This window comes from Oleiagrimonas sp. MCCC 1A03011, assembly GCF_003267965.1.
Taxonomy (GTDB): domain Bacteria; phylum Pseudomonadota; class Gammaproteobacteria; order Xanthomonadales; family Rhodanobacteraceae; genus Oleiagrimonas; species Oleiagrimonas citrea.
In genome coordinates, this window is the sequence record NZ_MSPY01000001.1 from 1 (window position 1) to 22,184 (window position 22,184).

At 63.6% G+C, this 22,184-nt stretch carries 16 protein-coding genes and 1 pseudogene; 10 read left to right on the forward strand and 7 right to left on the reverse strand.

Features of this window, described 5'->3' with window-relative positions; all coding sequences use genetic code 11:
- Positions 1 to 54: 54 nt before the first annotated feature.
- Together BTJ49_RS00005 and BTJ49_RS00010 are read right to left on the reverse strand one after the other, a co-directional pair.
- Positions 55 to 3,531 carry a hypothetical protein gene (locus BTJ49_RS00005; protein ID WP_113063342.1) on the reverse strand — a complete coding sequence of 1,159 codons (3,477 nt, stop codon included), beginning with the start codon at positions 3,529 to 3,531 and terminating at the stop codon, positions 55 to 57.
- A 311-nt stretch (positions 3,532 to 3,842) separates the two neighbouring features.
- On the reverse strand, positions 3,843 to 4,832 hold the full coding sequence (locus BTJ49_RS00010; RefSeq protein ID WP_240601666.1) for a membrane dipeptidase: 990 nt from the start codon (positions 4,830 to 4,832) through the stop codon (positions 3,843 to 3,845).
- A 313-nt stretch (positions 4,833 to 5,145) separates the two neighbouring features.
- Between BTJ49_RS00010 and BTJ49_RS00015 the strand changes: the two genes are divergently transcribed.
- The 4 genes from BTJ49_RS00015 to BTJ49_RS00030 all read left to right on the forward strand — a co-directional run bounded on the left by BTJ49_RS00015 (position 5,146) and on the right by BTJ49_RS00030 (position 8,905).
- Entirely contained in the window at positions 5,146 to 6,072 is a 927-nt protein-coding gene (locus BTJ49_RS00015; RefSeq protein ID WP_113063343.1) for a peptidylprolyl isomerase, read from the forward strand.
- 66 nt (positions 6,073 to 6,138) lie between these two features.
- Complete coding sequence (locus BTJ49_RS00020; RefSeq protein ID WP_113063344.1) at positions 6,139 to 7,101, forward strand: thioredoxin family protein; 963 nt, start codon at positions 6,139 to 6,141, stop codon at positions 7,099 to 7,101.
- A 107-nt stretch (positions 7,102 to 7,208) separates the two neighbouring features.
- Positions 7,209 to 8,138 (forward strand): DMT family transporter, encoded by a 930-nt coding sequence (locus BTJ49_RS00025; protein WP_168184650.1) that lies wholly within the window; start codon positions 7,209 to 7,211, stop codon positions 8,136 to 8,138.
- Positions 8,139 to 8,257: 119 nt separating this feature from the next.
- Positions 8,258 to 8,905, forward strand: a complete 648-nt coding sequence (locus BTJ49_RS00030) for a PadR family transcriptional regulator (protein ID WP_240601667.1) — start codon at positions 8,258 to 8,260, stop codon at positions 8,903 to 8,905.
- An 88-nt stretch (positions 8,906 to 8,993) separates the two neighbouring features.
- On the opposite strand, the gene BTJ49_RS00035 is transcribed toward BTJ49_RS00030, so the two are convergent.
- From BTJ49_RS00035 to BTJ49_RS00045, 3 genes are all read right to left on the reverse strand, one after another.
- Complete coding sequence (locus tag BTJ49_RS00035; protein ID WP_113063347.1) at positions 8,994 to 9,398, reverse strand: YidB family protein; 405 nt, start codon at positions 9,396 to 9,398, stop codon at positions 8,994 to 8,996.
- A 70-nt stretch (positions 9,399 to 9,468) separates the two neighbouring features.
- Positions 9,469 to 10,650 carry a hypothetical protein gene (locus BTJ49_RS00040; protein WP_113063348.1) on the reverse strand — a complete coding sequence of 394 codons (1,182 nt, stop codon included), beginning with the start codon at positions 10,648 to 10,650 and terminating at the stop codon, positions 9,469 to 9,471.
- A gap of 299 nt (positions 10,651 to 10,949) precedes the next feature.
- Entirely contained in the window at positions 10,950 to 12,626 is a 1,677-nt protein-coding gene (locus tag BTJ49_RS00045) for a serine hydrolase (protein ID WP_113063349.1), read from the reverse strand.
- Between the two features lie 111 nt (positions 12,627 to 12,737).
- Here BTJ49_RS00045 and BTJ49_RS00050 point away from each other — a divergent pair, with 111 nt between their 5' ends.
- On the forward strand, positions 12,738 to 14,525 hold the full coding sequence (locus tag BTJ49_RS00050; RefSeq protein WP_168184607.1) for an alpha-amylase family glycosyl hydrolase: 1,788 nt from the start codon (positions 12,738 to 12,740) through the stop codon (positions 14,523 to 14,525).
- 72 nt (positions 14,526 to 14,597) lie between these two features.
- Positions 14,598 to 16,115 carry a phospholipase gene (locus BTJ49_RS00055; protein ID WP_113063351.1) on the forward strand — a complete coding sequence of 506 codons (1,518 nt, stop codon included), beginning with the start codon at positions 14,598 to 14,600 and terminating at the stop codon, positions 16,113 to 16,115.
- A 43-nt stretch (positions 16,116 to 16,158) separates the two neighbouring features.
- Here the strand turns inward: BTJ49_RS00055 and BTJ49_RS00060 are convergent, their stop codons facing one another.
- Together BTJ49_RS00060 and BTJ49_RS00065 are read right to left on the reverse strand one after the other, a co-directional pair.
- Positions 16,159 to 18,153, reverse strand: a complete 1,995-nt coding sequence (locus tag BTJ49_RS00060) for a M1 family metallopeptidase (protein ID WP_113063352.1) — start codon at positions 18,151 to 18,153, stop codon at positions 16,159 to 16,161.
- A 61-nt stretch (positions 18,154 to 18,214) separates the two neighbouring features.
- Complete coding sequence (locus tag BTJ49_RS00065; RefSeq protein WP_240601709.1) at positions 18,215 to 19,774, reverse strand: alpha/beta hydrolase-fold protein; 1,560 nt, start codon at positions 19,772 to 19,774, stop codon at positions 18,215 to 18,217.
- 240 nt (positions 19,775 to 20,014) lie between these two features.
- Here BTJ49_RS00065 and BTJ49_RS00070 point away from each other — a divergent pair, with 240 nt between their 5' ends.
- The 4 genes and pseudogenes from BTJ49_RS00070 to BTJ49_RS00085 all read left to right on the forward strand — a co-directional run bounded on the left by BTJ49_RS00070 (position 20,015) and on the right by BTJ49_RS00085 (position 22,157).
- Positions 20,015 to 20,422 carry a ribonuclease domain-containing protein gene (locus tag BTJ49_RS00070; protein WP_113063354.1) on the forward strand — a complete coding sequence of 136 codons (408 nt, stop codon included), beginning with the start codon at positions 20,015 to 20,017 and terminating at the stop codon, positions 20,420 to 20,422.
- Positions 20,419 to 20,787: pseudogene (locus tag BTJ49_RS15890) on the forward strand (barstar family protein); the annotation flags it as partial. The gene BTJ49_RS00070 and the pseudogene BTJ49_RS15890, both read left to right, overlap by 4 nt.
- A 45-nt stretch (positions 20,788 to 20,832) precedes the next feature.
- Entirely contained in the window at positions 20,833 to 21,093 is a 261-nt protein-coding gene (locus BTJ49_RS00080; protein WP_113063960.1) for an RNA-binding S4 domain-containing protein, read from the forward strand.
- Positions 21,094 to 21,227: 134 nt separating this feature from the next.
- Positions 21,228 to 22,157, forward strand: a complete 930-nt coding sequence (locus tag BTJ49_RS00085) for a diguanylate cyclase (protein WP_113063355.1) — start codon at positions 21,228 to 21,230, stop codon at positions 22,155 to 22,157.
- Positions 22,158 to 22,184 lie beyond the last annotated feature (27 nt).

The window sequence follows — 22,184 nt, forward strand, 5'->3', positions numbered from 1 at the left end:
GCTTGCCGCTCATGGACACCTCCGTCGTAGCCATACATTATGGCTCTGAGGCGTCTACAAGGCCCTGGTCGATTCAGGGAGTCCGGCAGTAGCGTCCATCAGAGCAAGCGAACCATAGTGGTTGCTCCACATATTCTCGTCAGGTTGCCATGTCCAGTTTGCGTTCGCGAGGATCACGCCGAAGCGTTGCGAATCGATAGCGTATAGCATCTTGCACGCAACTCCCCGGTTCACGAATCCACGATTGAGCGCCAGGGTTGTCAGCCAATGCCAGGTATCTTCATTGATGCTGGTTACGGATTGAGACATCAACAAAACCAAGTCTGAGACCTGCTTCTCTGTACCATCAGAATATCGTCGAGCGAGTGCATCGGCCTCTTCATTCGACAACGACTTAAGAACGTCGCCAAGGTCGCTAGAGATCCACTTGAGATCTGCTTCGATGATGGTAGTGATCTGGTCCACTGCTGCCAGATCTTGAATTTCTATAATCAATAACAGCGTCGCAACGGATGCCTCGTCGTTCTCTTCGGGTTCGGTGTGACTAAGTCGAAGAACGCGCGCGGCAGCGGCGCTTTCGTCGCTCGCAAGAAGCAGCTGTTCAGTGGCATGTACCGCACTTGCAAGACGTTGCTCTGCGGGCCTATCCGCTAACCCCGCCAACTTTCTACGCATAAGATCCGCAAGGGCTTCTGGAGAGCACCGCGCAAGCACGGGCGCGAGACTCTCAAAAGCATTGCTCTCTGCAGTAGCAAATCGACTAGTGTCCAAAGCCGAGACATCGAAAGCAGCGGCGAACTCGCCGAGTTCCCGGCTGAACTCGGGTGGAGGAACGAAACTCGGGTCGGAAAAAAAGCGCTGTGTCCTGTTAATCCTCCGAAAGATCGCGATAGACCTGTTCTGCAGCACCTGCTCGGCGTGTCGTCGTTCAAGCTGGAAAAAGCTAGTTGCGGGGTTCGCCTCGTAATCTCGTTCGTATGACCAAGTCCGGTCAATTGATGGATTCAGCTTCGCCGCGGCTGTCTCGTCGTTCTCGTCCCCTGTTAGCCACAATAGCAACGCCGCTACTCGGCGTGGCAAATCGAGATGAACACCTCTCTCGGGAGTTATTGCGGCAATCTCCTTTGCTCTCTTTCGCAACGACCGTGCTGTTGCCTCAAAGTCGACATTATTCATCAGGCATAGCCAAGTGAGGCCTTCCCGATATTCCTGGCGATCTCGAATCGCCATCGCTAGCGCAGAGGCTTCAAACACAGGCAGCGCCGTCGCAAGCGTAAAGCCCTCGAGTATGGAGGGTATTGTCGCTGCCGCCGTGTAATAGTGGCGATCTACAAATATGAGGCGATGCCCGAGCACGGTGTGCTCACCATCCGCATCAAATCCGATCCGGGTGACGATCCGCTTCACGCGTGCCCTTTCCGACTCCTCGTTCATCATCTGCGGTGGATCTACGTCCCGCGACACAATACGCAGCCACCCAGTGAGACGCTCCACAATTTTTGCGAGCATGCTCATATCCGAACGGGGGATTGCACGAATTGCATTCACTGCCCAGAGCCTGGCGGACTTGTGAGTCCTGTCGCCAGCCTGCTCGATGGCATCCAGCAAAGCATCACAAAGCGGAATTGCAAGACGCGCGAGCTCGTTGCGGTGCTCGTCGGGGACGTTTTGCGACCGGAGCCACGCTAAGACAAGGCCGGAGACGATTGTAGATGGAGTATTTGCCGCATCCCGTTCGAGCAGAATTGAGACGCCAGCCCGAAGGATCTCCGCCTTTTCATCCAAGCCGTCAATTGGATCAAACCACTCCGCAAGCCGTCGATCTACAGCATCGCAATCAGGGGTGCTTAGCTCATCCAGATCAGCCAGTAGAGCAGCAGCAAGCGCATGCGTGACAAGTAAGGGTGTGATTTTGCGTCGATCGGCCGACTTTAGTGTCGTGAACTGCGCGTCCACGATGTCGCTCAAGCGCCGAAACACGTCTGTAGGCGTCAAATCTGAACGGTGTGTGGTATCGGCAAGTTCACGCAGGTTGTAGTCGCGGGTTCCCGCGAGATGGCGCTGAGCTATCTCTTGGAGCCAACTGCGCCAATCCTCCTCGCTGAATGATTTGCCCGCGCGAGTACCCACGGTATCTCGCCCGTATTCCCAGAGGAGCCGATGTACAGTGACTTGCCCAGCTTCCACCATATCATCGCGAAAACGAATTACTAAGTTAAACAGGCGCGGCGTCCGCGCGAGTGGGATGAGATCATCGTGCAGATCGCTCCTGCTCAGACCCTCGACCTGAAGGCGCTTATCAAACTCACCACCGGGCGCATCGTCGTAAATGTCGACAGTGATAATTTCTGGTGGCGTGAACAAGCCGCGAAGCGACGCCAACTTAGTCGTAAAATGTAGATTGCGCGTTGTCAGGATGAGCCTGACCCGGCCGGCAAATTCCGTATCCTGGAATGCGCGCATTAACGTAAGCCAAGGCATGGATGGCTCTTGGTTCATTCCATCGAAAAGGATGGTAATGACGGGGCCTTCCTCGACAGGACGACTCAACAGTCGCTCAAATCTCATGTACCAATGGTTCGGATCGCGCGACTCCACCAATTCGTAGAGACGCTCTCCAACGAACTTCTTGACGGCAACCTTGGATACACCCACAAGTCCCGCTACAGCGCTCGACGGAATGAGCAGAACGATAGGCAGTTCCTGCTTCCGGTCGGCAAGCCAATCGAGTACCGCCCAGGTTTTTCCGACTCCTTCCCAGCCAATCACTGTTGCCGGCGCGTCGGTCGTAGCGTGCGCCGTCCACCAGCTGCATAGAGCGGAAAAGCTCTGATTTCGCCGAATTGTTCCCTTGTGGTGACCACCAGCGGCATCTTGACCAAGCTCCGCTATGGAAGTCCGAGGCGTGGTCCAAATTGTGGTCAGTCGCTCAAGCGACAGAGTCCGCAAGCGTTCGAAGCCGAGATTCCAACTTTCAAGATCGCGCCTCAGCAACTCCAGGGCTGCTCGCCCGTCCTGCACCAAGTCTTTAGCGAGGCCCGCTGCCTCTTTCGAAACCATCGTCTCGAGCACTTTAGGAGCATGAGTACAGAGCGCGGCGAGAGCCGGAAATGTGCCTGGCTTCCAGTCAATGACCACAATAGGAAGGCCGAGCCTATCGCTCTTTGCATACAGATCCTGTTCGAGTTGTTCAGGCGCTGCGCGGGTTGCAACTAAGAACCATGCTTCAATGGCAGGGTCTTTGCTGACTGCATGATCAACTTCACCGAGTAACTCTCGGTCGCTTAGTCTCGTACCGTCCGCATAGCGTTTGGTTTCGATCCGAAATCGACGGTTCTGGCGACCTGCTGGCCCCGCGTCCCCTCCGTGCTGAAAACCCGACTTAGCAATAGCAATTGCGACTTCTAGGAGTTCGCTAAGTAACGCAGCCACCAGCTCTTCGAAGGCCCGGGGAGTCAGGTCTTCTTGCAGAATCGTCTTCAATCTCGTGAGACGATCCTCAGTAGTAGTCAGGCTTGAGGTGCTGTTCATCTGCGCTCCTTGCGATCGTTGCACCGTTGTATTCGCAGACTGTGCGCTTACTCCTCAACGATACCTGAGCACACACTTTGGTGATCAATTTGCGCGTATCTAAATCGGCAGCATTTCACTAAGTGATTGATTGGACAGCCTGCATACAGGCTTAGGTGGCAGTGATTATCAAAGCGAGTACCCAGCGCCTATCGGCCACACAAACTTTGGTTCTCGAATCCGTACTTACTTCGGTGTCATGCCCACGTGTGGGCATGACACCCATGTTTGGGCTTGCGTCTGGCCGATACCAGCTCAGGACCCCATAAGCCTTACACGGCCCAGATTTCGCCGAACACGCGCCGGAAGTTCTGTCCCAGCACCTTGTCTACCACGCGCTCGCCGTAGCCGTGACGAAGCAGCGCGTCGGCCACGTAGGCCAGCTTGCGGGGAGTGTTGACGTCAGGCAGATACGGCGGCCGATTCTCGCCCGGCGCGGCAATGCCTTGCTTTCTTCGCCATGCCTCCAGTTTCGCGACTTCGTGCAGTTCCTTCGCATCCGGCGGGAAGAACAGCGAATCGGTGCCGATGCCGACATGATCCTCACCGCAGACTTTCAAGGCGTGCAGCATGTGCCGCATGTAGTCGGCCAGCATGGGCTGGCGCGTGTCCGGGGTCAGATACGGCAGCATGTAGATGCCCATGACGCCACCCTTCTCGGCCAGCGCCCGCATGTCGCGGTCGGTCTTGTTGCGCGGATGTTCGAACACCGCGCGGCAACCGGCGTGCGTAATGACCGCCGGGCGCGAGGAAAGGCGGATGCCGTCCGAGGTGGTCGGCGTGTTGGCATGACTTAAATCCAGCGCCACGCCGATCTCGTTCATCTTCGCGATCGCCTTGCGGCCGAGCGGTGTGACGCCGTCCCCGTCGCCATCCAGGCAACCGCAGCCGAACGGGGATCGCCGGTTGTAACTCAACTGCATGACCAGCACGTCCAGCTCGCGGAACAGTTCGATGCGTTCGATCTTTCCGTCGAGCATCGTGACCGCTTCGAAGGACTGGATCACCGCAATGCGGCGTTTCGCCTTGGCCTGATCGAGATCCGCCGGACCGGTCACCTTGATGAACCGGTCCGGGTAGCGGTCGAACAGCGCCTGCGCCGCGGCGATGTCGGCCACGGTCGCATCGAAATCATCTTGCGCGCCACCGAGTGTCGACTTCACCGCCGTCATGCCCGAGGCACGCATCGCATGCAGCTTGTGCGCGAGACCGGATTCGTCCAGCAGCTCGCCGATCGAAGCGAAGTTGTTCGCGTCAAGCACGAAAGCATGATCGTACAGACGCTGCGCGCGATTGGATAACGGTGGCGGCTTCAACGAAACGCTCGCGCTCGCGAGTCCCCGGCGCGGAGCCAAGGCAGCCGCCGTCGCGGTGCACGAGAGCATCATGAATTCACGACGGGTCCATGTCCTCAATTTCACGCTTCCTTGTGACGAATGATCGTGGCGGACGAATGCGCGCGCCGAAAGGATTCCTGCGAACACTCGGCAGACGAATGTGCCATGACCGCCTGCTCGACGCGAATCGTCCGCGGATTTGCTACCTTCGCTTCATCTTCCCGTTCGGAACCCTGCCATGCGCCCTCGCATTTCACTCGCTCTCGCCCTGCTCGGCCTGATCTCCGCCATGACGAGCGTCCAGGCCGCCGGCAAGGACACGCCGTCGATCCAGCAGATCCTCAAGGCGTCCAAGTCCTCCGAATGGCGCGCGCTGAATCCGGACAACACGCTGTACATGGACCTTCCCGATGGTCGTGTGGTGATCGAGCTCGCACCATGGTGGTCGCCCAAGCATGTCGCCAACATCAAGACCCTGGTCCGCGAGCACTACTTCGACCACACCAGCATCTACCGCGTGCAGGACAACTTCGTCGCACAATGGGGCGACCCGGACAGCGACAACCCGAAGAAGGCCAAGTCGATGGGCACGGCCAAGACGCACCTGCCGCCCGAGTACGACCGCAGCTATGACACGTCCATGTCTTTCACCGCCCTGCCCGACGGCGACGTGTACGCGCCGCAGGTCGGTTTCTCGCACGGTTTCCCGACCGCGCGCGACCCGAAGACGCACCGCACCTGGATCGCGCACTGCTACGGCACCGTCGGCGTGGCGCGCGACGTCGATCCGACCAGCGGCAACGGCAATACGTTGTACGCGGTGATCGGTCAGGCGCGGCGCATCGACCACAACCTGGCCGTGGCCGGCCGCGTGGTCCAGGGCATGCCGCTGCTGTCCAGCCTGCCGCGCGGTGATGATGCGAACATCGGCGTCTACGCCAAGCCGTCGCAGCGCACGCCGATCCTGCGCGTGCGCCTGGCCGCCGACGTGCCCGCCGCGCAGCGCGAGCACTTGCAGGTGCTGCGTACGGACAGCGCGACCTTTGCCCGCATCGTCGACGCCAAGCGGCATCGTCACGACGCCTTCTACCGCGATCCGCCGGGCCATGCTTCGCTATGCTCGCTGGACGTGCCGGTGCGCGTCGACCCGAAGTTCGCGCACTGAGTGTGTAAGCGGATCGGCCCTGCGCCGGTCTGCTTGCGTGACGGCTCACATCATCGAGGTACGCCCATGCGCTTCCGCACTCCGCTCGCAGTCCTGTTCGGCGCCTGCATCGCCCTGACCGGGCTGCTGCCCGCCGCGCGCGCCCAGGTGCCCGCGCAGGCTCCCGACTTCACCGGCATCGATCACTGGATCAACAGCAAGCCGCTGACCATGCAGCAGCTGCGCGGCAAGGTCGTGCTGGTCGACTTCTGGACCTACTCCTGCATCAACTGCCTGCGCACCCTGCCGCATCTGAAGTCGTGGTGGGCCAAGTACAAGGGCAAGGGGCTGGTCATCGTCGGCGTGCACTCGCCGGAGTTCGACTTCGAGAAGAAGACCGCCAACGTCGAGGCCGCGGTGAAGAAGTACGGCATCGGCTGGCCGGTGGCGCAGGACAACGACATGGCGACCTGGAGCGCCTGGAACAACCGTTACTGGCCGGCGGAATACCTGATCGACAAGAACGGAAAAGTGGTCATGCACCACTTCGGCGAAGGCCACTACATGGAGACCGAGAACGCCATCCGCGAGCAGCTCGGCATGAAGCCGATGACGCACGAGGACATGTCCGCAGCCGACCTGTCGAAAATCGGCTCTCCGGAGATGTACCTGGGCAGCAACCGGGTGCACAACATGGCCAACCCGATCCCGCCGCTGATGTTCAGTCACGACTACAAGGCGCCCGCGCGACTGCCGCTGAACAAGTACGCGCTCGACGGCCGCTGGCGCATGAGCGGCGAATACGCCCAGTTGACTGGCGACAAGGGGCAGATTCGGCTGCACTTCCAGTCCGGCAAGCTGCACATGGTGGCATCCAGCGCCAAGCCGGTGACGCTGTCGATCACGGTCGACGGCAAGAAGCAGCCCGATGTGACCGTGCACGAGAGCCGGCTCTACACGCTGTTCGACAGCAACGACTACCGCGACCACGTGGTCACCATCGACGTGCCGAAGTCGGGCTTCCGCGCCTTCACCTTCACCTTCGGCTGACGTCTTCCATGATCGCCTACGCGTGAGCCGAGGTCACCGCCGTTGGCTTCACGCGCACGGCGGTTTGCTGCATGCTTGGCGCCCGTTCATGCAAGGCGCGCACCGTGCTGTCCACCACTCGCAAGGCCCACCTGCAGATCCACTTCTGCGTGCTGCTGTGGGGCTTCACCGCCATTCTCGGCAAGCTGATCACTCTGCCCGCGCTACCCATGGTGTGGTGGCGCATGCTGATCGTGGCGGTCGCACTGCTGCTGTTCCCGCGCGTGTGGCGCGGCCTGCGCGCGATGCCCGTGAAGCTGATCGGCGCCTACGCTGGCATCGGCGCGCTGGTCGCCCTGCACTGGTTGACCTTCTACGGCGCGATCAAGCTGGCTAACGCATCGGTGGGTGCGCTGTGCATCGCCATCGCACCGATCTTCCTGGCCTTCATCGAACCCTGGGTCGCACGACGCCGCTTCGACCCGCGCGAACTGCTGATGGGCATCGGCGTGGTACCCGGCGTGGCGCTGGTGCTGGGCGGCATTCCCGGCGGCATGCGCACAGGACTGCTGATAGGCGTGCTGTCGGCGCTGTTCGTGGCCCTGTTCAGTGCGTTCAACAAGCGCATGGTCGAACACGCCGACCCGCTGACCGTGACCTGCATCGAGCTGGGTTCGGGCACGGTTTTCCTGACGCTGCTGGCGCCGCTGCTTCCGCATACCGGCGCACTGCTCCCGGTGCCGGGCCTGCATGACACGCTGCTGCTTCTGGTGCTCTCCCTGGGCTGCACGCTGCTCCCCTTCGCGCTCGCGCTCGGTGCGCTGCGGCACTTGTCGGCCTTCACCACGCAAATGACCACCAACCTGGAACCGGTCTACGCCATCGTGCTGGCCATTCCCTTCCTGGGCGAGCAACGGCAACTCGACGGCCTGTTCTATCTGGGCGTGGTCATCATCCTGTCCACCGTGTTCTTGCATCCGTGGATCTCGCGGAAGAAGCCGACGCGCGTGCCCGGCGAGATCCTCGGCACGGCCGAAGCTAAGAACCTGGGCGAGTAATACCCATCGCAAATCTGGAGTTCGTACAGCGCGTGATGCATCACGCGGGCCTTCGGCTTGCCTAGATCACATTTCCGATATATCTTAAGACCGTTACTTAAGATATATCGGAGTAAGACATGAGAGAGCATCATCACCATCACCGTCACGCCTTCCATCCCTGGCACGGCATGTTCGGCAACGGCTGCGGCCAGCGCGGAGGAATCCGTCACGAAGCCTCGGGAAGAGGCCGCCACAGCGGAGGTCGACATGGACGGGACGGCGACGATTTCGACTTCGGCGGTCCACGCGGCGGACGCTTCGGCGGGCGCGTGTTCGGCCACGGCGACCTGAAGCTGGTCCTGCTGAGTCTGATCGAGGAGCGCCCCCGCCACGGCTACGAATTGATCCGCACCATCGAGGAAATGTTCGACGGCACCTACGCCCCCAGTCCCGGCGCGGTGTACCCCACCCTGACCATGCTCGAGGAAATGGACTACGCGCGCATCGAACAGAGCGAGGAAGGCGGACGCAAGCGCTACGCCATCACCGATGCGGGACGCGCTTTCCTGGACGAAAACCGCGTGGCCGTGGAAACGGTCTTGGAGCGCATGCAGGAGATGGCCGAAACCATGTCGCGCATGCGCTCACCGATGTCCATCCGCAAGGCCATGCGCGACCTGAAGCATGCGCTGATGGCGCGTCGCGAACACTGGAGCACCGACGAGGCCGACCGCATCCTGACCATCCTGAAGAAGGCGGCCAAGGACGTTCGCGGCGATGCCTGAATCACGCTCCCAGCAACGACTGAAGTGCACAGGTCGCGGCAGGCATGCGCCTGTCACGGCCGCATGACCGAACGCGACAGGTGCTACATCACCCGAACAGCTTGCCCGCCAGCGCGCCCAATCCACCCAGGTCGACCTTGCCGACCGCGGCGTCACCGTCCGGAGTGAGATGGTTCACGGCTTCCGGCAGCAATTTCGCCAACTGGTCATTGAGAGCACCCTCGCCCAGACCAAGCTGCGAGGCATGATCGCGAATGACCGAGCCGAGACCGCCCTGCTCCAGCGCCTGGCCGAGCTGACCCCCTGAAACCGGCTGATTGGCGCCCTGCCCGACCCACGACGCGATCTGCGCCCCGAGACCGTTCTTCTCCAGCAATCCAAGCAGGGCCTGGAGGCCGCCTGCACGCTCGATCAAAGCAGTCACGACGCTCATCAATGCAGCGCCGCCCTCTTTACCGGTCAGTTTTCCGACCAGATCCCCGAACATCGACATGGTCCTGCCCTCCGTTCGTCGCCTGACGCGTACGGATCAGTCTACGCCGATCCATCCGGCGGCGGGACGATCAGCGGAAGCGCTCGCGCGGACGCCACTCCAGCCAGCCGATCGCATCGTAGGCCGCCACCGTGTCGAAGACACTCTGCATGTCCACTCCCGCCTGCGCCGCCACTTCATGCAGGCGAAGCCAGTCGCGCAGCACCTGGCCAATGCGCACCTGGGCCTCGAAGTGCGGTCCTGGATGCAGCATCTCGCGCACGCGATAGCTGCCACCGGGATCGAGATGCCGCGGCAACCAACCATCGCCGTTGCACAAGGCGATCAACCAGCGCAGACGCAGATAGGGCTGCGGCTCGCAGAGGGCCCGCCAGCGTTCGAGCTCGCGCGTGGTCAGACGCTCGAAATCGGCGCTCCGCCAATGCGCCGTCGCATAGGGCCGCGCCGAAGCCAGATCGCCGACGATCATGTAGACCCCATTCTTGGGGTCGAGAATCAACGGCTCGGTGCCTTCCAGCACGATCTGACTCGGCGCCATCAACGCCTGCCCCGTCAGGTAGAACGAAAGCGGATGCCCCGACGCATCGTGTTCGTCCTTCATGTTCAGGCCAGTGCCGTAGTCCGCCTGCACGCCGGAAAGCGACGAAGACGCTGCGGACGAAGAAGACGCACTGCGCGCGAACGGATCGCGTTCGCTACTGCGCGCCTGGGCACGACTGGAGGGAGCCGCGCGTTCCACCGGCTCGATCGAAGTTGTGTCCTCGAGCTGATAGGGAACGATCTTCTCCAGCGTGTGCTCGCCGCTGTCGCGGCGCAGGAAACGCTCCAGATCGACGGCCTCGGGAATGGCATGGTCGTCGGCCAGCGTCCCGCCGGTCTCGGTCTGGAAGAATTCGGGCGAACGCGCATCGACCCGCTGAACCGGCGCCTGAGCGGCACGCACGGACTTCAGCACACGCACGACATCGTCGACGCCGAATCCGGCCGGGAGAAACTCGTCGCCGACATCACCCGGCGCGCCGAGATGCACGCAGCGCACCCCGCGTCCGCGCGCCCGCAGGGCGGCCGCTTCGGCTTCCAGCGAACCGGGGGCCAGAATCAACAAGTCGGCCTGCTCCGGCTGGCCCATCCGCCAGCGCGCCTGCACGCGCTCGCCGGCTTCGGCAAGCAGCAAACGCAAACGAGCCCGCTCGAAGCCGTTCAAGCCGATGCAAGCCAGTGTCCGTTCATCCGTCACTACCAGGTTCTCCATTACGCGCGCTGCTGGAACATCCCCTGTTCGTGCAACTGTACCGCGTTTCGTCGGGGGCGCGGCAGCCGCCGAACGCCCAACGCAAGGAGTGATTCATATAGCCCGAACCGGCCCTGCAGGAAGGAACGCTCATGATCAACGTGTCATGACCGCGTTCTCCCGCCCAGACGCCACAGGAGTCCTCCACAGCAGAAGCCCCGAAAGGACATTGGTGTCGTCCGGGAGCGCCTAACTGGATCACAAGATTAAGCCAATGCTCCACCGCGCCCGGATGAGCCGGACGCGGTGGAGCGGAACGATCAGTCGTCCTTCTTCACCGGCTTCAGGCGCAGATCCTGGAAATCGAAGCTGAAGTCGGTACGCGGCGAGACCGGCTTGATGCGCATCTCGCGTACGTGTCCATCGGCATTCAATGCGAAGGTGACGAAGGCGTCGGCGTTCAGCGAGCGGTCGCGCCAGCGCACAATGAAAGTATCGTGCTGCCACGGTTTCATGTCGCCCAGCAGCTGCTTGGTGTGGCTGAACTGCATCACCAAGTGGCCGCCTTCCTTGCGGATGTCCACGTCGCCGTACCACGGATCGCGGTAGGTGCCGGCGTAACCGGACAGCGGCAGCGATGGCTTGCTGTGCTTGTCGCGCGCGGCCTCGTGCTTGGCCCAGCTCTCGTCGGCCTTGGCCTTGGACTGCGCCACGGCCTTGGCGTAGACCGCCGTCCAGTCCGTCTTCGGCGCATGCATGTAGGCGTCGAGGATGCGGTAGGTCACGGCCTGGAACGCGGCGCCGGACTGCTGGTTGGTCAGCACCACCATGCCCAGCTTCATGTCCGGAATCATGGTCACGCGGGAGACGAAACCGGGCCACCCGCCCGTGTGGTAGACCACCTTGTGCCCGCGGAATTCGGACAGGTGCCAACCCTCGCCGTAGCCGGCGTAGTCGGGCGCGATGGCCGCCAGTTCGGGAATCTTCGACTTGCGCGGATGGATCGCGGTCTGCACCGACCACATCTCCTCGTGACGCTTCTCGCTGAACAGGCGCTTGGCGCTGCCATCGGCGTTCTTGCCGTACACACCGCCGTCGAGCTGGGCGATGATCCACTTCGCCATGTCGTGCACGCTGGAATAGATGCCGCCGGCGCCGGAGTTGTTGGCCCAGGCCAGCTTGGCCACCGGCTTCAGATCCTTGAAGTCATACTTGGCGTAGCCAGTGGCGACGTCATGGTCGCTCGGCTGGATGTAGTGGAAGTTGAAGCGCGTGTCGTGCATGCCCAGCGGCTCGAAGAAACGCGTCTTCAGGAAGTGCTGGTAGCTCTCGCCGGAGACGTTCTCGATCACCAGTTCGGCCACGCCGAACAGGATATTGTCGTAGAAATAACGCTCGCGGAAGCCGTTCTTGATCGGCACGTGCGCCAGATGCTGGATCACCTGCTTGGTGGTGTAGTCGGTGGTCGGCCAGTACAGCAGATCGCCGGCGCCCAGGCTCAGGCCGCTGTGATGCGCCAGCAGGTCGCGGATGCGCATTTCATGGGTGATGTACGGATCGGACATGCGGAACCACGGCAGATGGTCGATGACCCGGTCGCCCATGTTCAGCTTGCCCTCGTCGGCCAGCATCGACAGCGAGGCCGCCGTGAACGCCTTGGTATTGGAGGCGATGGCGAAGATGGTGTGCGCGTCGACCGGCGCATCGGCCTTGCCGCCCTGGCCGTAGGTACGCACGCCGAAGCCCTTCTCCATCACCACCTTGCCGTCCTTGACGATGGCCACGGCGATGCCGGGCACGTCGAACTGCTTGCGCACGCCGTTCACGTAGGCGGTGAAGTCGGAAAGTTGCGCCGGCAGCGCGTTCGCGGAGGCCGGCATGGCGGTGGAGGCCGGCGGCGCGGCATCGCGCGCAAGCGCGGGGGCGGCGGCCAGCGACGTGCCCGCGGCCAGCGCCAGCACCATGAACAAACGACGAGTGAGCGGATCGATGCGCATTGCGACTCCCTGAGGTTCCCGTTAGCTTTTCGAGTATGAATGCCCGTGGCGCACGTGTCATGTACACATTGGCGCATGCGTCGACGCCCCATCGACGACCCGGGAACCCCCATGCGACCTGAACACCTGCCCTGGTGGCGTCAGGCGCCGATCAATCGCCGCGCCTACGCCTGGGAAAAGAAGCAACGCGAACCGACCCTCGGCGAATGGTGGCACGGCGCCGCCATCTACCAGATCATGCCGTGGAGCTACCGCGACTCCGACGACGACGGCCGCGGCGACCTCAACGGCATCATCCGCAGCCTGGACTACATCACCTCGCTGGGCGTGGACGCGATCTGGCTGATGCCGCTGTATCCGTCCGGCGACGTCGATGCCGGTTACGACGTCAAGGACATGCGCGCCATCGACCACAGCCTGGGCTCGATGGACGACTTCGACCGGCTGCTCCGCCTGGCGCACCAGCGCGGCCTGCGCGTGATGCTGGACATGGTCTGGAGCCACACCTCCGATCAGCACCCCTGGTTCCGCGAGAGCCGCAGCGGCCGCGAGAACGAACGCGCCGACTGGTACATCTGGGCCGACCCGGCCGACGACGGCGGTCCACCGAACAACTGGCCCGCGGTGTTCAACGGCGAATCCGGCTGGCACTTCGTGCCCGAGCGCGGCCAGTACTACTTCACCAATTTCTTCCCGGGCCAGCCGGCGCTGAACTGGCACAACCCGAACGTGCGCGAAGCCATTCTCGACATCGCGCGGTTCTGGCTCGACCGCGGCATCGACGGCATGCGCCTGGACGCAGTGAACTTCTACGCCCAGGACCCGGAACTGCGCGACAACCCGATGCGCGGCGAGGATGACCCGCTGCCGGACGGCTTCCAGGACGCCAACGCGGCCACGGGGCAGAAACTGGTCAACAGCTTCAACCGACCCGAGACGCTGGAATACCTCAAACCACTGCGCGAACTGGTCGACACCTACCCCGGCGTCACCCTGCTCGGCGAAGTGGTGATGTGCGAGGACAGCATCGCCGAGGCCGCCAAGTACACGCAGAACGGCACCCTGCTGCACATGGCCTACCACGCCGGCCTGCTGTTCGACGAGCGTATGACCGCAGCGCGCATGCGCAAGGTCGTGCGCAAGACGCTGAACACCTTCGGCGCCACCGGCAGCTGCTGGATCGTCGGCAACCACGACTTCGGCCGCATGAGTTCGCGCTGGGGCGGCGACCGCTTTCCCTACCCCCACGGTTTCCGCCGCACCATCGCGGCATTGCTGCTGTCACTGCCGGGCGCGCTGTGCCTGTGGCAGGGCGACGAACTAGGACTGCCCGAAGCGCGCGTTCCCGACGACATCCCCGTCGACCGGCTGCGCGACCCGCTGGCCGAGACCAACGGCCGCGGCCGCGACGGCGCACGCACGCCGATGCCCTGGAATGACCATTCGGCGAACTGCGGCTTCTCCCGATGCGAGCAGCCGTGGCTGCCCATTCCCCGCTCGCACCGCCTGCTCAACGTGGCGCGCCAGCAGCACGACACCGAGTCGCTGCTCAACGACTGGCGCTCACTGCTGAACTGGCACACCGCGCAGCCGGCCATGCGCGCTGGCACCACTGAATTGATGGACGCAGACGAACCCTGGCTGGCGCTACGCCGCAGCTACGCCGAACAGACGCTGCTGTGCCTGTTCAATCTGGGTGACGAAGCGGCCGAAATCACGCTGGACTACCGCGACCCGCAACCGGTGCAGGGACTCGGTTTCGAATTCGAACGCCTGTCCGCGCAGCAATTCCGCGTGCCCGCCTGGAGCGCGCTGATCGTCGATGTCAGCGCCGAGCACGGTTCCACACACGCCAGCCTGAACACCAGCGACGAATACGACGACGCCCTGCCGCACTGATCGCCGCCGCATGGCGACCCCGGTCCCGTCGCAGTAGGATGCCGATGGGTTCACTCGCAGGGACGGCAGACCATGGCCAAGCAACTGGTCGTTTTCGTGCACGGATGGAGCGTCACCAGCACGTCCACCTACGGCGAACTGCCGGCGCGGCTGAAGGCCGAGGCCTCGCGTCGCGGCGGTCCCGATCTCGACGTGCGGCAGATCCATCTGGGCGAATACGTGAGCTTCCGCGACGAGGTCCGCGTGCACGACATCGCGCGTGCCTTCGACGCGGCCCTGGGCAAGGTGCTCGCGGATGCCGGCGGCAAGCAACGCTGCGTGTGCATCACCCATTCCACCGGCGGTCCTGTGGTGCGCGAGTGGCTGGACCGCTTCGTGGTGCAGGCGGACAGGCTGTCCAGTTGCCCGATCAGCCATCTCATCATGCTGGCGCCGGCCAACTTCGGCTCGGCGCTGGCGCGCCTGGGCAAAAGCCGCATCGGCGGCATCAAGGCCTGGTTCAACGGCGTCGAACCCGGTCAGGGCGTGCTCGACTGGCTGGAGCTGGGCAGCCCGGAATCCTGCGCGCTCAATCTGCGCTGGATTCACGACTACCCCGCGCTCAAGCTCACGCGCGGACGCCATCCGCTCTACCCGTTCGTGCTCAGCGGCGACGCCATCGACCGCAAGCTCTACGATCACATCAATCCGTACACCGGCGAGAACGGTTCGGACGGTGTGGTGCGGCTGGCCGGTGCCAACCTCAACGCCGCGCACGTCGTGCTGCGCCAGCCCGCCCCGGAACCGGACGAACCGCTGCCCACGGCGAAGAAGCGCCTGCGCGCGCTGGAGCTGGAATCGGCCGCGCGCTCGGAACCGTGCGCCTTCCGCATCATTCCGCATGCATCCCACTCCGGGACGGACATGGGCATCATGGGCGCGGTGCGCAACGACCAGCAGCCGAACGCCACGGTCGAGCAGATCCTGCGCTGCCTTGGCGTGCGCAGCGCTCGCGAGTACGACGCGCTGCGCGAAGCCTTCGACCGCGAGAACGCCGCGCACCAGCAGCCCGCGCAGCGCCTGGAGACCGAGCACGTGCCGGTGCTGCCCGACCGCGAGTACATCCACGACCCCTGCTGCATGGCGCTGGTACGCCTGTTCGACTCCACCGGCCTGCGCGTCTCCAGCGTCGACATGCTGCTGACCGCCGGCCCGCAGAACGACCCCAATCAGCTGCCGTCCGGCTTTCTGGTCGACCGTCAGGCCAATGCGCGCCAGCCGGGCAATCTGTGCTTCTACCTCAACCATGCGGTGCTGGAAGGCTGTCCGCCGATTCCGCGTGCCGACGGCAGCATCGCGCGACCCGAACTGAAACCGCGTCCGCCGTACGGCCTGCATGTGCGTCCGCGCGGCGGCGAACGCTTCGTCGAGTACTGGGACGCCACGCTGGACGTGTCCGTGCAGAGCCTGCTGCCGCTGCTGCGGCCCAACGAGACCACGCTGGTCGACATCCATCTGAGCCGCATCGTGCGCGAGGGCGTGTTCGGCTTCACGCGCCAGCTGGCGCCGCCGCACGACTTCCGCGACGTGCCGCCGGGCGGCGCCGTCTAGCTCGCATGCGAAGACGCCGGCGCGAGGGGCGCCGGCGTCGTGTTCAATGCACCGTGAAGGTATTGTTGCCGCGATGGCCGTCGGGAATCGCGTGATCGGGATCGATGGTCGCCGACTTCACCGCCTTGTCGCCCGGCACCAGCACATCGAAGCGATGGTGCTGCAGCCACGTCGCCACCGGCACGCGCACGTCCACATGTGTGCCGTCCACGTAGGTCACGCGCAGGGTCGCCGGCATCACCAGCCGATCGAGATTCGCGACCGTCACGCTAGCGCCGTTGGCCGGCTTGCCGCCGATGTAGCGAACGCCAGTCACGGCCATGTCCAGTGACCAGTTGTGCCGGTACCAACCGTTCCAGAACCACGACAGGTCCTCGCCCGCGCCGCTGTCCATGGCGCGGAAGAAGTCCGACGGCGTCGGATGCTTGAACGCCCAGGCATGCACGAAGCGACGGAACGCGACATCGAAGCGCTCGGGACCGAGAATCTGCTCGCGCAGCAGGTTCAGACCCAGCGCCGACTTGAAGTAGGTCACCGGGTGCCGGTACTTCTCGCGGATCATGTCCGGCTTGGTCAGGATCGGCGGCGCATCGGCATCGTCCAGCACGGACTGGATCTCGTCGACCGGATTGCCGCACTTGGGCGCGTACTCGGCGTCGCACTTGGGCGCGTACTTGCCGCCCTCGTAGTCCAGTGCGGCACGCATGTCGACGTAGGTGTTGAAGCCCTCATCCATCCACGCGGCGCGACGTTCGTTGAAGCCGACGATCATCGGAAACCAGAAATGTCCGACCTCGTGCGTGGTGATGCCGAACAGGGGCTTGCCGCCGAGCTTCCACCAGTCGAAGGCGATGCCCGGATACTCCATGCCGCCGACCTGCCCGGCCTCGGCGATGGCGTTCGGCCACGGGTACTCGAACCAGCGCTTGGAGAAATACTCGATGGTGTGCTTCACGAACTGCGTGGAATCCTGCCAGTGGCCCTTGCCGTGCAGGCTCTCGACCGGATACACCGACATCGCCATCGCGTGCTTGCCGCTGGGCAGGTCGATGCGCGCCGCGTCCCACACATAGGCAGCCGAGGCGCCGAAGGCCACGTCGCGGGTGTCGTGCATGCGGAAGTGCCAGGTCTTGGTGCCCTTCGGCTGCGGAGCGCGCGCAGCAGCCTCGACTTCAGCCGGCGTGCGGATCATCACCGTCTTCTCGCTGCCGCGTGCCTTGGCCAAGCGCTCGCGCTGGGCCTTGCTCAGCACCGCGTCCGGATTCACCAATTCGCCGGAACCGGCCACGATCATGTTCGCCGGCACAGTGACGCGGTAGTCGATGTCGCCGTATTCCAGGTAGAACTCATTGTTGAGGTACGGCAGCGTGTCCCAGCCGCGCAGGTCATCGTACACGGCCATGCGCGGGAACCACTGCGCGATCTCGTAGACATCGCCGTTCTTGGTCGCGTACCAGTCGGTGCGACCGCCAAAGCGACTCGGCACGGTGTAGTCGTAGACGATGCGCAGGCGCAACGTTCCGTCCTTCGGCTTCAAGCCGTGCGGCAGGTCGACGCGCATGCGCGTGTCGCTGATCTGGTAGTGCGCGCTCTCGAACGCCCCGCCCTGCGCGACTTCGACTGCTTTCAGCCGGTACCCGTCGGTATGGCTGGCGAAATCCGGCTCCTTGCCGCCAGAGAAGTTTCCGCGCGCATTGGTGCGGTAGCGGTTCTGATCCATCTGCAGCCACAGCATGTGCAGCGTGTCGGGACTGTGATTGGTGTAAGTGATGATCTCGCTGGCGCTGAGCGTCTTCGTCGCTGGATCCAGCGTGGCGCGGATCGCGTAGTCGGCGCGGTTCTGCCAGTAGTCCGGACCGGGAATACCGCTGGCCGAACGGTAGCGGTTCACCGGGTACTGGTAGGCGAACGGCGCGAAGGTCTGCAGCGGATTGAAACGGCCGGGATTCGGGGCGGTAGGCGTGCTCGCCGCGTGGACCGCGCCCGCGAGCAGCACGGCGCACGCCGTGAACACGGAAAGGAGGGGGAATCGTTGCATGGTTCTTGTGCCCTGGGGAAAGCAGACGGGCGCCACCGGCTCGCGGCGACTCCCTGTGGTTTTACGGTGTGGTCGCGGTGTATTCCAGTGGAATCTTCGCCTTCGGCCGCGCCACCCGGTACATCTGCCAGGCGATCTCCTTGTGCAGCCATTCGCGGTCGCCACCCTTGGCGTAGATGTCGAAATGCGTCTTGCCCGGGATGAAGTCGACGGAGGCCTTCGCGCCGAGACGATCCAGCACCGCCTTCAGCTTGTGCGCCGAGCCGTCCAGGTAGAACGTGTCGGCGGTGCCCACGTAGACGTGGATCTTGCCGTTCAGATACGGCTTCAGCTGCGACCAGTGCGCCTGGAGGCGATGGGCGATGTCGTAGTGGTCGCGCCAGTAGTCGACCACCTTCGGATTCACGTCGCCAGTCGCGCGATCGAACATCTGCTCGGGACGGCCATCCTTGCCCCTGGGCGAGAACACCCACTCGAACGAGGCCATCTGGCCGCCGTAGGGACCCAGCACGCGCTCGAGCTTGGCAAACTGCTCGAACGTGGCGATCACCTTGCCCTTGTCGCGCACCAGCGGCCACGGCGAACCGTCCGGCTTGCGGTAGACGTTGGCGTGCGGGGCATACAGATCCGGGCCGGTGAAGTCATGGAAATCGCTGGGATCGGGCGAGGTCGACCAGGTGCCACCAAAGATCTTCGGGTAACGCACCTGCAGCCACAGCGTGGCCCAGCCGCCCGAGGAATGCCCGGTCAGGAAACGGCCGCTGGGGCGCCCGTCCATGCGGTACTCCGACTCCAGCTTCGGCATCAGCTCGGTGGTCAACGCCGTGCCCCACGGACCGTTGTTGACCGAATCGGCGAACTCGTTGGTGCCGGTCGGGCCGGACTGGTCCAGGAACACCCAGATCATCGGCGGCGTCTCGCCGTCGGCCATCCGTTTCCAGGCGGATCCGGCACTGTAGGTGAGCGTGGTCAGGTTCGCGCTGAAACCGTGGGTGAAGTACACCGTCGGATAATGCCGCTGTTTGTGCTCGGCATAGCCCGGCGGCAGCAGCACCCAGCCGCGCATGTGGATCGGACGCCCCCAGAACGCGGTCAGCGCGGGACTGACGAAATCGATCTCGCGGCTGTGCGCCTTCGCAGCGTCCAGAGACGGCTGCATGCGCTTGCGCGCGGCTTCGGACGCGCGCGCCGGTAGTTTCCACGGCTGCATGCGCGCCGGCAGCACCCGGCTCAACGTCAGCGATGGGGTCGCGGCATGAGCACCGCCCAGACGCACGGTCACCACCTTGCTGACCAGGTCGCCTTCGCCGCGACCGCCGTAGTTGTAGTTGTGGTTGACGTCGAGCACCGCCTGCACGGCGTACTCACCGGACGCCAGTTGCGAGAACGGCCGCGGGAAGGCCACTTCGTCGGCGTCCATCCGCACGGTGCCGCCGGGCGCGATATGCGCGACTTCCATGGCCGCGACCGCCGTCTTGGTCGGTTCGAACGGACTGGTGTCGACCGTCTCCAGCGGACCGCCGTGCGCGGCAGCCTTCGCGTCCTGCAGCGGCATGGCGAAAATCAGCAGGCGACCGGAAGTCGGCGTCTTCATGGCAGCGTCGAGCGTGACGCGGACCATCTGGGTGCGGGCAGCGGGTGCGGCGGGCTTGGCCGCGACCGGCGCCAGCAGCAGCGCGAACAGCGCCGGCACCGCGAGTGAGCGGAGAATTCGGATCATGACAGGCTCCCTGATGAACCCGTCCATTGTGGACCTGCATACGGGCAGGTGCACACATCCGAAAGTCATGGTCCTGAACCGTCGCGAAACACCCCGCTCGTGGCGGTAGACTGAGCCTCCCCGTCACCGTACACGACCGCCATGCGCCGCCTGCTACTCGTCGCGATGCTGATTGCCGCTGCCCTGGCCTTCCATCTGTGGCAGCAGCCCGAGCACGCCCCTCGAACGACATCACCGACGCCTGTCGCGAAATCGGAGTCGTCCGCGCTCGCCCTGCCCGCTTTCCTGCCGCCCGAAGCCCGGCAAACCGTGGCGAGTATCCGGCGCGGCGGGCCGTTCCCGTATCGCCGCGACGGCGTGGTCTTCGGCAATCGCGAGCGCCTGCTGCCCGACAAGCCGCGCGGCTACTACCATGAATACACCGTACCGACGCCCGGCCTGCGCACACGCGGCGCACGGCGTATCGTGACGGGCGGAGTTCCGCCCGAAATCTTCTATTACACCGACGACCACTACCGCAGTTTCCGTTCCTTCAAGGTGCAACCGTGAACACCCAAGCCGCCCGCATCGATCTCGACGACCCGGATCAGTCGGGGGTCTATCTGGTCACGGACGACGACCTGGAGCAGGTCGCACAGGCCGATCACGCAGATGACATCTGCATGCGTCGCGTGGACCTGGGTGATTGTGCCGACAAGGCCGCCCTATTCGACACGCTGGCCGTTGCGCTGGCATTTCCATCGGAGTTCGGCCGCAACTGGGACGCATTGGTCGACTCGCTGGCTGACCTGTCCTGGCTGCCCGCCCAGGGCTATGTCCTGCTGCTGGACGAAGCCCAGGCACTGCACGACGCCCACCCGCACGACTTCGACATGCTCCTGGACATCCTCGACGAAGTTGCCGCGAGCTGGGCGCAGGCGCGGATTCCCTTTTTCTGCTTCGTCGCCGTGCATGTGGACATGAGCGCGGATACGCCAACGGGGGAACATCAGCGCGAAGACTTCCACCTGCGCGGCGAATATGTCGAACTCAATCAGTTGCTGAAACTCACGGGCGTCTGCGACAGCGGCGGTGCCGGCAAGGCCCTGGTCGCCAGCGGCGCCGTGCGGGTCGACGGCGAGGTCGAGCTGCGCAAGACCTGCAAGATCCGTGCGGGTCAGCGCGTCAGCGTGGACGGTCTGGAGATTCATGTCGACGCAGACCCGCCGGATAATCACTGAGACGCGCGCCGAGGACATCGACCGGTTCACCCTTCTCGAACGACAACGCAAGAAACGAAAAATCTCATCGAGGCATTCGTTACACTGCACGAGCTTCCGCTTGTACGTCCACCCGCCGGGCAAGGAGTTCGCATATGCTGTCGATCGGTCGTGAGCAGTTGCAGTCCGTGGCCTCTCAACTGAAGCAGGCCCTGTACAACCACGAGCAATGGCACAAGGACATCATCCGCACGATCGTGTGCGGTCTGAACCACGATCAGCGCGACGTGGCTCCCGACGCTCACAAGCTCTGCCGTTTCGGCCAGTGGTACTACAGCGACGTCACCGAGAATCTGCGCGAACACCAGGCCTTCACGGCCATGGAGTTCGAGCACAAGCGCATGCATCAGATTGCCGCGCACATGCTTCAGGAAGTCGACGCCGGGCATGCCATCGAAGTCACCGAATACGACAACTTCGCCAGCGCACTGGATCGATTGCGCCTGGAGCTGATGTCGATGAATCGCGAGATCGACGAGTCCCTCTACCGCACCGATACGCTCACCGGCGCCGAAAACCGTACCGGCATGCTGGCAGCGCTGCGCGAGATGCAGGCCCTGGTCCTCCGCATGTCGCAGTCGTGCACCCTCGCCATGCTGGACATCGACCACTTCAAGAACGTCAACGACACCTACGGCCATATCGTCGGCGACGATGTGCTCGCCGGCTCCGTCCGCGTGATCCGCGACATCCTGCGTCCGTACGACCGTATCTTCCGGTTCGGCGGCGAGGAATTCCTGATCGTACTGCCTTACACCAACATCGAAGCGGGGTGGGACATCACGGAACGCCTGCGCAGGAAACTGGCCGATTCCGTGCTGACCACCGTGAATGGTGCCGACGTCAAAGTGACCGTATCCATTGGCCTGGCGGAACTGGACGCCTCGCTCAACGTCGAATTGAGCATCGACCGGGCCGACCATGCGATGTTCGCCGCCAAGAATGGCGGGCGCAATCGCACCTGCAAATGGGAGGCGTCCATGGATCTCGAGGCGGAAATCCCGAAACACCCCGTCGAGAAGTAATGAACGGCGTGCATCCGGCCGGCGAGG